The organism is Bibersteinia trehalosi, assembly GCF_004346205.1.
Classification (GTDB): Bacteria; Pseudomonadota; Gammaproteobacteria; order Enterobacterales; family Pasteurellaceae; genus Bibersteinia; species Bibersteinia trehalosi.
Genome location: NZ_SMAM01000003.1, coordinates 1 through 12,665 on the forward strand (window position 1 = coordinate 1; position 12,665 = coordinate 12,665).

9 protein-coding genes, 4 tRNA genes and 3 pseudogenes are annotated in these 12,665 nt (G+C 40.4%); 6 read left to right on the plus strand and 10 right to left on the minus strand.

Annotated elements, in window-relative coordinates:
• The 5 genes and pseudogenes from EDC51_RS03555 to EDC51_RS11045 form a co-directional block, all read left to right on the plus strand.
• On the plus strand, nucleotides 1–1,880 hold a 1,880-nt coding region (locus tag EDC51_RS03555), incomplete at its 5' end, for a VENN motif pre-toxin domain-containing protein (RefSeq protein WP_170169265.1).
• 9 nt (nucleotides 1,881–1,889) lie between these two features.
• On the plus strand, nucleotides 1,890–2,192 hold the full coding sequence (locus EDC51_RS03560) for a hypothetical protein (RefSeq protein WP_131928192.1): 303 nt from the start codon (nucleotides 1,890–1,892) through the stop codon (nucleotides 2,190–2,192).
• A 352-nt stretch (nucleotides 2,193–2,544) separates the two neighbouring features.
• Nucleotides 2,545–3,111, plus strand: coding sequence for a hypothetical protein (locus EDC51_RS03565; protein ID WP_131928193.1), 567 nt, complete (start codon nucleotides 2,545–2,547; stop codon nucleotides 3,109–3,111).
• Nucleotides 3,111–4,349, plus strand: coding sequence for a VENN motif pre-toxin domain-containing protein (locus EDC51_RS03570; RefSeq protein WP_131928194.1), 1,239 nt, complete (start codon nucleotides 3,111–3,113; stop codon nucleotides 4,347–4,349). Before EDC51_RS03565 ends, EDC51_RS03570 begins: the two co-directional genes overlap by 1 nt.
• Before the next feature lie 447 nt (nucleotides 4,350–4,796).
• A pseudogene (locus EDC51_RS11045) lies at nucleotides 4,797–4,976 on the plus strand (VENN motif pre-toxin domain-containing protein); the annotation flags it as partial.
• A gap of 196 nt (nucleotides 4,977–5,172) precedes the next feature.
• Here the strand turns inward: EDC51_RS11045 and EDC51_RS03580 are convergent.
• A complete protein-coding gene (locus EDC51_RS03580) occupies nucleotides 5,173–6,558 on the minus strand; it encodes a Do family serine endopeptidase (RefSeq protein ID WP_015433204.1) in 1,386 nt (461 codons plus the stop codon).
• Between the two features lie 300 nt (nucleotides 6,559–6,858).
• Here EDC51_RS03580 and EDC51_RS03585 point away from each other — a divergent pair, with 300 nt between their 5' ends.
• Complete coding sequence (locus EDC51_RS03585) at nucleotides 6,859–8,358, plus strand: carbon starvation CstA family protein (protein WP_025266816.1); 1,500 nt, start codon at nucleotides 6,859–6,861, stop codon at nucleotides 8,356–8,358.
• Between the two features lie 44 nt (nucleotides 8,359–8,402).
• On the opposite strand, the pseudogene EDC51_RS11050 reads toward EDC51_RS03585, so the two are convergent.
• The 9 genes and pseudogenes from EDC51_RS11050 to EDC51_RS03630 form a co-directional block, all read right to left on the minus strand.
• Nucleotides 8,403–8,558 (minus strand): annotated as a pseudogene (locus EDC51_RS11050) (integrase core domain-containing protein); the annotation flags it as partial.
• Nucleotides 8,547–8,985 (minus strand): annotated as a pseudogene (locus EDC51_RS03595) (helix-turn-helix domain-containing protein); the annotation flags it as partial. The pseudogenes EDC51_RS03595 and EDC51_RS11050, both read right to left, overlap by 12 nt.
• A gap of 95 nt (nucleotides 8,986–9,080) precedes the next feature.
• Nucleotides 9,081–10,055: a GMP reductase gene (locus EDC51_RS03600; protein ID WP_015433199.1), complete on the minus strand. Its 975-nt coding sequence runs from the start codon at nucleotides 10,053–10,055 to the stop codon at nucleotides 9,081–9,083.
• A 134-nt stretch (nucleotides 10,056–10,189) separates the two neighbouring features.
• Nucleotides 10,190–11,830, minus strand: a complete 1,641-nt coding sequence (pgi, locus tag EDC51_RS03605; RefSeq protein WP_025289738.1) for a glucose-6-phosphate isomerase — start codon at nucleotides 11,828–11,830, stop codon at nucleotides 10,190–10,192.
• Nucleotides 11,831–11,853: 23 nt separating this feature from the next.
• Entirely contained in the window at nucleotides 11,854–12,108 is a 255-nt protein-coding gene (ubiK, locus tag EDC51_RS03610) for a ubiquinone biosynthesis accessory factor UbiK (RefSeq protein WP_015433197.1), read from the minus strand.
• Nucleotides 12,109–12,208: 100 nt separating this feature from the next.
• A tRNA-Gln gene (locus tag EDC51_RS03615) sits at nucleotides 12,209–12,283 on the minus strand.
• A gap of 50 nt (nucleotides 12,284–12,333) precedes the next feature.
• Nucleotides 12,334–12,408 (minus strand) — tRNA-Gln (locus EDC51_RS03620).
• Nucleotides 12,409–12,432: 24 nt separating this feature from the next.
• Nucleotides 12,433–12,517, minus strand: a tRNA-Leu gene (locus EDC51_RS03625).
• A gap of 2 nt (nucleotides 12,518–12,519) precedes the next feature.
• Nucleotides 12,520–12,596: transfer RNA gene (locus EDC51_RS03630), tRNA-Met, on the minus strand.
• Between the last annotated feature and the right edge of the window lie 69 nt (nucleotides 12,597–12,665).

A 12,665-nucleotide genomic window follows, 5' to 3' on the forward strand; every position in this document is an offset into this window, starting at 1 on the left:
TCTTTGCAGAAGATGGCGGCTATGGAATCAATGCGAATAATGTTGAGTTAATAGCAGGGGCGATAGCCTCAAGCAACCCGGAAAATAGCGAATTGGCAACGAATAAGTTGAGCTTCCGAGATATAGAGAACCAAAGCAGCAGCGAAGCGTTGAGTGCAGGCGTAAGCGCTAGTGTAAACCTAAACAAAGCCGTAGGCACAGAGGCAAAAACCGAGGCACAGGCAGAACAACAAGCCCAAACCGCCAAACTCACTGGCACGCCACAAAGCAACGGCATTAGCCCAAGCATTCCAATGTTTAACAGCAGCGAAGAGCGTAGCATCACCAAAGCGACGCTGACGGAAGGGAAAATCACGCTGAATAAAGACAGCAATCCAACCCAAACCACAGCCAAAGCGCTGGGCATTAATACGGATTTAAGCCAAGCGAACCGAGAAGTGGCAGGGTTGAAAGACATCAATCAAACACTCAGGGAGCAACAGATACTCAGCCAAGCGGCAGGAAATGTGGCAGAAGCAGTGATGACTTATGCGGAAAACCAAAAAGCTGAACTTCAACAAGCGGAACAAAATGCCAGAAAATCCGCAGAACAGGCAGCAAATGCAGGTGATAGCGCAACAGCACGAGCCAAACTGCAAGAAGCCGAACAGTTAAAAGCAGAAGTGGAACGTTGGGAAACCGGCGGCGACCACAAACGAAAAGCGACAGCAGTTGCAGCGGCATTGAGCCTCGCTGTGGCAGGTAAACCGGCGGAGGCGATAGCAGCAGGGGCAGCTTCGCCTTACCTCAACGAAGCGATTAAACATATTACGGAAAACACCGATAACAAAGCCCTAGAAGCTTTGAATGTTCCGCTACATATTTTATGGGGAGCAGTGGAAGCCGAACTTGCAGGTGGTAGTGCCACAGTAGGCGCGGTTGCAGCAGGCGTGGGCGAACTCGGGGCAAAAGTGCTGGCTGAAACGGTTTACGGTAAGCAACCGAGTGAGCTGAATGAAGAGGAAAAACAGAACCTACTTAATGCAAGCAAAGCATTGGCAGGGATTGCGAGCGGAGTGGTAAGTGGAGGTAATGGAGCTGAGACTTTAGCGAATGCAAGTGTTGGAATGGTTGTGGCTGAGAATGCGGTGGAGAATAATGCTTTAAATGCCAGTGATTCTGTCAATTACCTGAGAGATTTGAGTGAAGCTTATAAAAAGGGGGAGTCTCTAGAAGTCGTTCATGAAAAATATGCAATTCTTAGTCAGAGAGAATTTGAAAAGGATATTGATGCTTGCAAAAATGGCGGCTTAATGTGCTATGTAGGTGTTTTATCTGCAATGAAAGCTGGCGTGGACTCGATAGAAGGATACAAAGACTTTTACGCACTACCTACTGAAATCAAACAAGAAGCTGTTGATTGGGTAAGCTCTGAGGCAGCTAAACATAGCATTGAATTTATTGATGGTTCTCCAACAGCAATATATCTTGCATTAACAGCAATAGAAATTGCTCAGGAAATGTATGAAGCCAAGAATGCAGGCAGAAATTTTTCAGTTGATAAGGCACAGGCTAAGTTTGCTCAGAAAATAAATGCTTATAATCCCCACAAACATTCTGTAGGGAATATGAATGATTTCTTGAAAAATAAAGAGTTTGGTCAAAATTTGTCTCAGATTTTAACTAAAACTTCTAAGAGATATCAAGGGCAGACTATATATGAGGTTAATAAAAGTGAGTTAGGATTTAAGAAAGGAGATCAAATATATCTTGATAATTTGCACAAAGATCATTTGGAAGTGTTTGATAGAAATGGAAACTTTAAAGGAGTTTATAATTTAGATGGTTCTTTAAATGCAGAAAAAACTAAGAATTCTTATGGCAGAAAGTTATCTAAGTAGGCGATTTATATGTGTTTAAATAAAATTATAATTATGTTGGTTGAACTTGCGAAGAGTAAAGGGATATCTAAAGAAGAATTATGTAAACTTAGAGATGAAAATAATTTCATGATGTTTGGATTAGATTATTCTCTAGAAGATATTGACTTAGAGATTAACAAAGAATTAGAAGAGCTTTCAGAGCTAATAAATAGATTAAAAGAACATAATGAAGACTTGAATTGGCTTAATATAGCAATAAAGCTACAGGATATAGGGAATTATTTTATATATTTGAATGAAGATATAAGAAAAATAATTTCAATGCAATAAAGAGGTCTTGATAGAGATTAACAATCTATATTCCTAAGCTGGGGCTATTTAAGTTGTATTCGGTTAATTATGTTGAGTATGCTGCAAATAACAGTGACAGCGCAGGCTTCGGTGGACGGGGCAAGGGGCGATAGGCACGGCGTGGGGTGCAAGTGGTTATAGCAATCTGGCAAGTGGCGAAGCAAACCGCAGACAAGTAACCCAACAATCGGGATTATTTGCGGAAGAGGGTGGCTATCATATCAACGCCAACAATGTTGAGCTGATAGCCTCAACCAATCCTGAAAACAGTGAATTAGCAACAAATAACCTCAAATTCCAAGACATTGAAAATTACAGCAGCAGCCACGCAGTGAGTGCAGGTTTAAGTGCTAGCGCCAGCCTAAACAAAGCCGCAGACACAGAGGCGAAAACCGAGGCACAGGCAAAACAGCAAGCGGAGATTGCCAAACTCACCGGCACGCCACAAAGCCACGGCATTAGCCCAAGCATTCCGATGTTTAACAGCAGCGAAGAGCGTAGCACCACCAAAGCGACGCTGACGGAAGGGAAAATCACGCTGAATAAAGACAGCAATCCAACCCAAACCACAGCCAAAGCGCTGGGCATTAATACGGATTTAAGCCAAGCGAACCGACAGGTGGCAGAGCCGAAGGACATTCACCAAACACTCAGGGAACAGCAGATACTCAGCCAAGCAGTGGGGAATGTACTGGGAGCGGTAAGTACTTATGCAGAACAAAAAGCGAAACAAGCGGAAGAAGAAATCAAGCAAGCCGAGGCAGCATTACAAGCGGCTGAAAAAACGGAAGATTTTGCAAAAATCGACGAAAAACAGACCGCTTATGCTGAAGCCAAAGCTCGCAAAGAGAGTTGGGAAGACGGCGGAGCAAACAAGCGCCGAATGGATGCGCGGTAATGGCGATTACCACAGTTTTAAGCGGTGGCAGTGCAGGGCAAGTGGCAGTAGCAGCCGTTTCCCATGAGCTGAACGCCCAAATCCACGAACTGACGAAAGACAGCAAAACGGCAAATTTACTGGCGCACGCTGCACTTTCTGCATTAGAGGCAGGCGTATCCGGCAACAACGTTGGTGCAGGGGCGGTGGCAGGTTTAGTCGGTGAAGGCAGTGCAATGTTACTGGCTGAAACGGTTTTCAACAAACAACCGAACGAACTCACCGCCGAAGAGCGTAATCTGCTGAAAGTAGCAGGACAGCTTGCAGGCGCAGTAGCTGGGCAAACCACGGGTGGCACTACAGCGGATACGGTGTTTGGGGCAGAGACGGCTCAGAGGGCGGTGGAGAATAATTTACTAGCTAAAGAAGATGATGAATATGTATTTGAGAGTTCAAAAATATTCGATAAAGATGGTTCTCTAAATGAGAAAAGGAAGTATAAAACACAGCAACTTTTGATAAAAAGTAAAGAAATTGATCTTTTATTACAGCAGTATCAAAAAGATCCTAGTAGTTTAAATGAAACCCAACGTAACTATTTACATAATGAGTTAATAGAAATATCTAATTCTTATGGAATATCCGTAGATAAATTGTATAACTGGGATTTTAACAGTGGATATAGGAGAGATGATTCTAGTCTATCAAAATATTTAGCATCTGAATATTATAGGCAAAATTTATCTTATGAAGCTAAACAAGGACAATCAATGGCGACAGGTATAGTTTCATTACCAAGTGTAGCTTATGGTTATCGCTTTGTTCCTGAATTAGGAAAATTTGTTTCAGCTAATCCGATTAAATCAGAAACCGCAATGGTTGTAGGATATAAATCAGGAGAGCTTGTGGGTGAAGGAAAAGTTTTTGTTAATGGGAAATTTAATCAACAAGGTGTTGAAGATATAGCTAAAGATGGATTAAAGACATTGGCATTAGGTAAGCTACCTTGGTGGCAACAAAGTTTATATGGAACAGCTATAGATTATGGATATGAAGTAAACAAATCTAATGCAACACCTCAATCTGTAAAGGCGGAAATGATTGGTTCTGGGGCTGGTGTTGCTGTCTCGGGTATATCCGAACTAGGTAGCAAAATAGAGCCAAGATTAAATGGAATAAATAAAATTATTTTTAATGTTATTGGTGGCGATAAAATTTCTGATTATATTAAAGAAGAAGTAAAAGGGGTTGAACAATGAATTTGTTTATTTTTTTTATTATTTTTTATATCCCTGTTTTTTTATCCTATTTTATTATTTTGCTTGGGGTTGATATATTTATTCTTGAAAAAATACATGTAAATTATCAGCGATTATTAGAAAGGTCATTTGATTTTAGTATATATATTTATATTTTATGGTGTTTTCTGAAGTACTTAAGTGCAATTGGAAAAAATGAAAAATGATTATTTTTTGTTAATGTAAGTAAAATTGTAAACCCTGATAGCGTTAGCGTCCACACTAGTGCTATTTAATATAAGTAAAAATCGGTTAATTATTCCAATATTTTGCAAATTTTATCGGTAAATCAAGCGCTTGTTTGGTAATAGTTAAGATGCTCGCATTATCGGGGCCGAACTTGCAGGTGGCAGTGCCACAGCAGGAGCAGTTGCAGCAGGCGTGGGCGAACTTGGGGCGAGAATACTTGTGGAAACGGTTTACGGCAAACAACTGAGTGAGCTTAACGAGGAGGAAAAACAGAACTTACTCAATGCAAGCAAAGCATTAGCAGGCATTGCGAGCGGAGTGGCAAGTGGAGGTAATGGGGCTGAGACTTTAGCGAATGCAAGTGTTGGAATGGTTGTGGCTGAGAATGCGGTGGAGAATAATTTGTTACTGACAGATTATATGATAATGGTTATGTATTTAAAACAAGCAGGTGGCTTTATTGCTACCATAGAAAATAGAATTGTGATATTTACAATAAATACAGGAAGTGAATTGTCTGATCTTCTACAACGGGATATCATTTTGCTCTTATGCCTAAAAATAAGGCGGTGTGTAACCGCCCTATTTTCTCTTTTTACTGCAAGATTACATAGAAATTTGCACCATCTCGTACGACATTTAGTGCCACAACAGACGGTTTTTTATCTAAGATTTTGCGTAATTCACCAATATTTTCAACTTTACTGCGGTTTACACCAACAATGATATCGCCTTTTTTAAAGTCATAACGCTCTGCGATTGAGCCTTTTTCAACTTTAGTGATCTCAACACCTTTTAATCCTTTTTCGTCATAGTTGCTGAATTCAGCTCCTTTTAACGCAGGTAGCAGATTATCGGCGGTCGTTTTTGTTTGTTCATCAGATTGCAAGGTCACTTTAACCGTATCTTCTTTATTATCACGTAGATAGGTTAATTCGATTTCTTTGCCTGCACCAGTGGTTGCGACTTTAGCTCGTAATTCGGCAAAGCTGCGAATTTTTTGGCCGTTTAAAGCAGTAATCACGTCACCTGCTTTTAAGCCAGCTTTTGCCGCAGCAGAATCAGCCATAACCTCGCTAACAAAAGCTCCTTGTTGAGCATCGACATTGAATTCTTTAGCAAGATCAGCGTTTAATTCGCCCCCTTTAATCCCTAGTAAACCACGTTTTACTTCGCCAAATTCAATAATTTGCTGGACAAGGTTATTCGCCATATTACTCGGAATAGCAAAAGCAATTCCAGCATTGCCGCCACTAGGCGAGATAATAGCAGTATTAATCCCGATTAATTCGCCTTGCAAGTTGAGTAATGGGCCTCCGGAGTTACCGCGGTTTACAGCTGCATCGGTTTGAATATAGCTTTCATAACCAGAATCAATACTACCTGTTGAGCGCCCAAGTGCAGAGACAATACCCGAAGTAACTGTTTGTCCTAAGCCAAATGGATTACCGATTGCAACAGTAAAATCGCCTACACGTAGTTTATCTGAATCGGCGATTTTAATTTCAGTTAGGTTTTTAGGATCTTCAAGCTGGAGCAAGGCAACATCTGATTGTGGATCTGCACCAACTAATTTGGCTTTAAACTCACGCCCATCTTCAAGTTTTACCGTAATTTTATCGGCCTTATCAATAACGTGGTTGTTCGTTACTACATAGCCTTTTTCCGCATTAATGATGACACCAGAACCTTCTCCTCGGAATTGCCGTGGGCTACTTTGACGATCGCCAAACATATCTGGGCCAAAGAAGAAATCAAATTCATCTGGTACCATTCGCTGTCGAGTTGAACGGCTCTCTGTTTTACCTTCAACTGCAATACTAACCACCGCGGGGCGAACTTTTTCAATCATAGGAGCAAGGCTAGGTAGTGTTTGTCCATCAACCGCATTTGGTAAGCTAGCGTGGGCATTTATTGGAAATGATAAAGTGCATAAGCCTAAGATGAGTGAAGAGAGTAGTGTTTTATTTAATTTTGTCATTCTATTTCCTTACTATTATTGATTATGAAATGAGCGGAGAACATCCGTAATCTGTAGCCGATATGACAGAGAAAAATTTCAGCGGTTCGAAAAATTGTGTACGATAGCTTGAAATTTCAACAAAAGACAGAGTTTGCTTTTTACAATTCGGCTAAATATGTGAAATGCTTCACATATTATTGACATTAGCATAACTTTTAGACGTGTGGAGATTTATTCTTTAGCATGAAAAAAGTAAAATATCCTGCCTTTCTGGTATTTATTATTCTACTTTCATTTCTGTTTATAGGAAATCCGACTATGTTATGGTTTCTACTTTGTGTAGCTATGTTACTTTTAGGTTACTTTATTTATGGAAAAGTAATTGAAAAGATCTTTGTTATTAAGCCTGAACGTGAGACTCCGGCCTATTCTATGCGAGATGGCATTGATTATGTGCCAATGTCTAAAAAGAAAATTTGGCTCATTCAATTATTAAATATTGCAGGCACAGGGCCAATTTTTGGTCCAATCCTAGGGGCATTATATGGCCCAGTGGCCATGCTTTGGATTGTATTCGGTTGCATTTTTGCTGGTGCAGTGCATGATTATTTAACAGGTATGCTTTCTATCCGTAATGGTGGTGCGAATGTACCATTTTTAGCGGGCAAGTATTTAGGCACTCCGATTAAACATTTTATGAACGGCTTTGCAGTATTGCTACTTTTATTAGTTGGCGTGGTATTTGTGGCTAGCCCGGCATCTCTTCTAACTAATATCACTTCTGATATTATTAATTCAGGAGGAGTAAGCGCAGGGGCAGTAAATGATGAAGCAGGAGCCTCTAAAGGTACTATTTTAATTGTTTGGACAACCATTATCTTTGCTTACTACATCATCGCGACGCTTGTGCCGGTAGACAAAATTATTGGTAAAGTTTACCCATTCTTTGGTGCTCTCTTGCTATTTATGACTTTTGGGATGCTATTTGGCTTAATTTTTAACGGTATTCCATTTTTCCAAACAGTCGGAGGTGATGTTGGTATTGCTGATTTTTTCCGTAATATGCATCCTAATGGTGCACCAATCTGGCCATTACTTTTCATCACTATCGCTTGTGGGGCGATTTCTGGGTTCCACGCAACTCAGTCGCCATTGATGGCTCGTTGTACTCAAAATGAAAAAGAAGGTCGCTTTATTTTCTATGGTGCAATGATTGCTGAAGGCGTTATCGCTTTAATTTGGTGTATGGTTGGCTTAAGTTTCTATGATAGTACAGCTTCATTCCAAGAAGCTTTAAAAGGTACTCCATCTAAAGTGGTTTATGACTCTGCCGTAGGTATGCTTGGCTTAGTGGGGGGAATTATTGCGGTGCTTGGTGTAGTTATCTTGCCAATTACTTCAGGTGATACTTCTTTCCGTGCGGCACGTTTATTAATTGCAGAGTTCTTAAAATTTGACCAGCGTCCATTTGTTAAACGCCTAATGATTGCTGTGCCTCTATTTGCAATCGGTTTTGCGGTATCGTTAGTGGATTTTCAAATCTTGTGGCGCTATTTTGGTTGGGCAAATCAAACTACAGCAACTATTACATTATGGGCTGTAAGTGCATATCTGTATCGCACTAAGAAATTCCACTGGGTGGCAACACTGCCTGCAATTTTTATGACCAGTGTATGTTCAACCTTTATTTTAAATGCGCCAATTGGACTGAGCCTAGATTATACGCTGTCTGTATGGCTTGGTTTTGCGGTAGCATTGTTGTGCGCAGGGCTATTCTTTAAATTACTCAAACCGTTCGATAAAGAAGTCGAAGAGTAATTAAAATACCCTTAAATGATCTGACCCCAAAAAGTTAGACAAATTTAATTCAAGGACTGAGTTCTGTACTCCACAGGGCTCAGTCCTTTTAATTTCACTTGAATACGCTTATGGTTGTAATAATGAATGTCATCGAAAATCGTTTGTTCAAGCTGTTCGAAGGTCTCAAACCGCTCGGTAAAATAACATTTCGTTTTCAGTTCTAAAATGCGATAACGCAAGCGTTCTTCTTCGGTTTTTTGGGGGAGCATTTTCGGGTATTTCGGTTTCATTGACGGACAAGCTTTAGGTTTGGGCACTGAACCGTTTATTACCTTGTTTATCAAAGGCGTGCAGCCATTGGCTGATAATGCCGGAATTGGCAATAGCAAAATAGAGATGCATATTCTGCAGAAAATTGACCATTTTTGACCGCTTGTATCACGGATAATTTGAATTCAGGTGAGTAAGCCTGTTTAGTATGACAAACAGCTAACTCATTGATGCCATTGTGATTATATTGCTGAATCCAACGTCGTAATGTTTTACCTGTAAGCTGAAAATGCCGACGGGCAGTGAGCTGTTTTTACCCTGTTGAAGATAAAATTCAATAACTTGTCGTTTGAAAGATTGGTTGTATTTAGTCATAAAAAATCTGCACCTTAATCTGTTGGTTGTTTAGTCCAACTTTTGGGGTGCAGATCATTTTAGTAAAAATCTAATTTTTTATGGCTTTTATTTGATCATCTGTCTCCGTTATATACGGTATTACGAACGATGACATAATCTACCGTGCGGATTGCTGCTAAATCTCGACCACCAGCGTAAGAAATAGCAGATTGAATATCTTGTTGCATTTCATTCAATGTGTCGGCAAGTTTACCACGAACTGGAATCATCTCTTTTTTGCCTTCCACATTTTTACGCTCGCCTTTTTGGAATTCAGAGGCACTACCGAAATACTCTTTATATTGTTTGCCATTGATTTCTGCATTTACGCCTGGGCTTTCTTCATGAGCAGCAAGCAGTGATCCAATCATTACCATCGAGGCGCCAAAACGTACTGATTTTACTATGTCACAATGGTGACGGATACCGCCATCGGCAATAATTGGTTTACGTGCTGCTTTTGCACATAAGCGAACTGCAGCTAACTGCCAGCCACCGGTACCAAAGCCTGTTTTCAGTTTCGTAATACAAACTCGACCAGGTCCAATTCCCACTTTAGTAGCATCAGCGCCTGCATTTTCTAATTCACGTACGCCTTCAGGAGTACCAACATTACCAGCAATTAGAAATGTAGATGGTAAGTGTTGTTTTATAAATTGGATCATTCTAATTACATCATCTGAATGTCCGTGAGCCACATCAATAGTGATATAGTCAGGAACGAGATTTTCAGCAACGAGTTCTCGTACAAAGTCATATTCGTAATCTTTAACCCCAATACTGATTGATGCGATTAATCCTTTTTCTTTCATCTTTTTGACAAAAGGTTTGCGAGCGCTTTCATCAAAGCGATGCATAATATAGAAGTAGTGATTTTGAGCAAACCATTCTGCAAGTTCTTCGTTGATGACGGTTTGCATATTGGCGGGAACAACAGGGATTTTAAAAGTATGGTTACCGAATTTAACGCTGGTATCGCACTCTTTACGGCTACTAACAATACATTTATTGGGGATAAGTTGAATATCTTCGTAATCGAAAACTTCCATGAGACACTCCTGTATATAAAATAATAAAAGGGTGTCAATACGGTGGTATTGACAAAGAATTCTACTTTGCAACCGTTTGCTTTGCAAGAGGTAAAAATAAAAAAGCCTACAAATTATGTAGGCCTTGATACAAATTATCGCCACGCTTTAAACTGGTTAATTAAGCCATTGGTAGAACTATCGTGGCTTGTGATTTGTTCGTTATTTTCCAGCTCTGGGAGTATGCGGTTAGCAAGTTGTTTACCTAGCTCAACACCCCATTGGTCGAAGCTATAAATATTGAAGATCACACCTTGTACAAATATTTTGTGTTCATACATCGCAATCAATGCGCCAAGCGTGTATGGGGTGATTTTTTGTAGCAAGATAGAGTTGGTTGGTTTATTGCCTGTAAATACTTTAAATGGCACAATATTTGCAACTTCTTCGAGTTTTTTACCCGCTTGTAAGAACTCTTGTTCAACAATCTCTTTTGCTTTTCCGAAAGCTAATGCTTCAGTTTGGGCAAAGAAGTTAGATAGTAATTTGCTATGATGGTCAGCAAGAGGATTGTGGGTTTGTGCTGGGGCAATAAAATCACACGGAATTAATGTTGTACCTTGGTGAATTAATTGGTAGAAAGCATGCTGACCATTGGTGCCAGGTTCTCCCCAGATAATTGGACCGGTTTGGTAGCCCACCGCTTTGCCGTCTCTGCCGACAAATTTACCGTTCGACTCCATATTACCTTGTTGGAAGTATGCCGCGAAACGGTGCATATATTGGTCATAAGGCAGGATAGCTTCACTCTCTGCACCTAAAAAATTATTATTCCAAATGCCGATAAGTGCAAGGGTAGTTGGAATATTTTGTTCAATTGGCGCATTGAGGAAATGTTTGTCCATTGCGTGCGCACCAGCAAGCAGTTGCTCAAAATTTTCAAAACCGAGTGAGAGCGCGATAGATAAGCCAATTGCTGACCAGAGTGAGTAGCGGCCTCCCACCCAATCCCAGAATTCAAACATATTGGCTGTATCAATGCCGAATTTCTCAACTTCTTTTGCATTGGTAGAGAGTGCGATAAAGTGTTTTGCTACCGCGGACTCATCTTTTGCCGCAGCCAATAACCAATTACGAGCAGAATATGCATTGGTCATGGTTTCTTGAGTCGTAAAAGTTTTACTTGCTACCAGGACTAGAGTGGTTTCTGGATTCACTTTGCGTAGAGTTTCGGCAATATGTGTACCATCCACGTTTGAGACAAAGTGCATATTCAGATGATTTTTATATGGGCGTAGAGCCTCTGTAACCATGTAAGGGCCTAAATCTGAACCACCAATCCCAATATTGATGACATCGGTAATTGCTTTGCCAGTGTATCCTTTCCATTCGCCTGAGATTACTTTCTCGCAGAAATCTTTCATTTTTGCCAGTACTGCATTTACCTCAGGCATCACATCTTTACCATCTACTACTACAGGAGTATTTGCTCGATTACGTAATGCAGTGTGTAGTACGGCGCGGTTTTCTGTGCGATTAATTTTTTCGCCGTTGAACATTGCATAGGTTGCAGATTTAAGCTGGCACTCCTCTGCAAGTTGGCGTAGTAGGGTTAAGGTCTGTTGGTTCACCGCATTTTTAGAAAAATCAACCAATATTTGATCTTCAAAGCGGAGGGAGTATTTATCGAACCGGTTTGGTTCATCAGCAAAAAGTTGTGGAATAGTGAGGTTTTCCATTTTATGCTGAGCTAACGCGTTCCAAGCAAAAGTTTGAGTTGGATTGATATTTTGCATTGATAGTCCTCTAAGATTAAAAATTAATTCTGTTCAGATTTGTCATTTAGTAGTGTATCAAGACGTTTTTCTAACTCGTTCAGTTTCTCACGGGTGCGTAATAATACTTGTGATTGAACGTCAAATTCTTCGCGGGTAACTACATCCAATTTCGCGAGCTGAGCTTGTAAAATCTGTTTAAATTTTTCTTCAAGATCGATACCAAGATTTTTTAACGGTTGCGGTAGAGCATTATGAAGCTGCTGTGCGATTGATTCTAAATTTTTGGGATTAAGCATAACATTCTCCTAGAAAAATACAGCGGAGAATTTTAAAGAATTTCAGCGATAAGCAAAAGCAAATAATGCGATATTTATTAAGAAATTTATTGGGAAGAAATGGCTGGGGTACTAGGATTCGAACCTAGGAATGCCGGGATCAAAACCCGGTGCCTTACCGCTTGGCGATACCCCAAATGAAAAAAACTAACTTTAAGTTAGCTATTAGAGATATGATTAATAAGATGGCTGGAGTACTAGGATTCGAACCTAGGAATGCTGGGATCAAAACCCAGTGCCTTACCGCTTGGCGATACTCCAGTCGTATTTTTGCAAGCCATTAAATGGTGCGGGAAGAGGGACTTGAACCCACACACCTCTCGGCGCCAGAACCTAAATCTGGTGCGTCTACCAATTTCGCCATTCCCGCAATGGTGGCTACAGCGAGATTCGAACTTGCGACCCCAACATTATGAGTGTTGTGCTCTAACCAGCTGAGCTATGTAGCCATTTGCGTAACCATATCGGCTTTGCGGGGCGTATTATGCTGATTTCCCCTTTGTTCGTCAAATACTTTT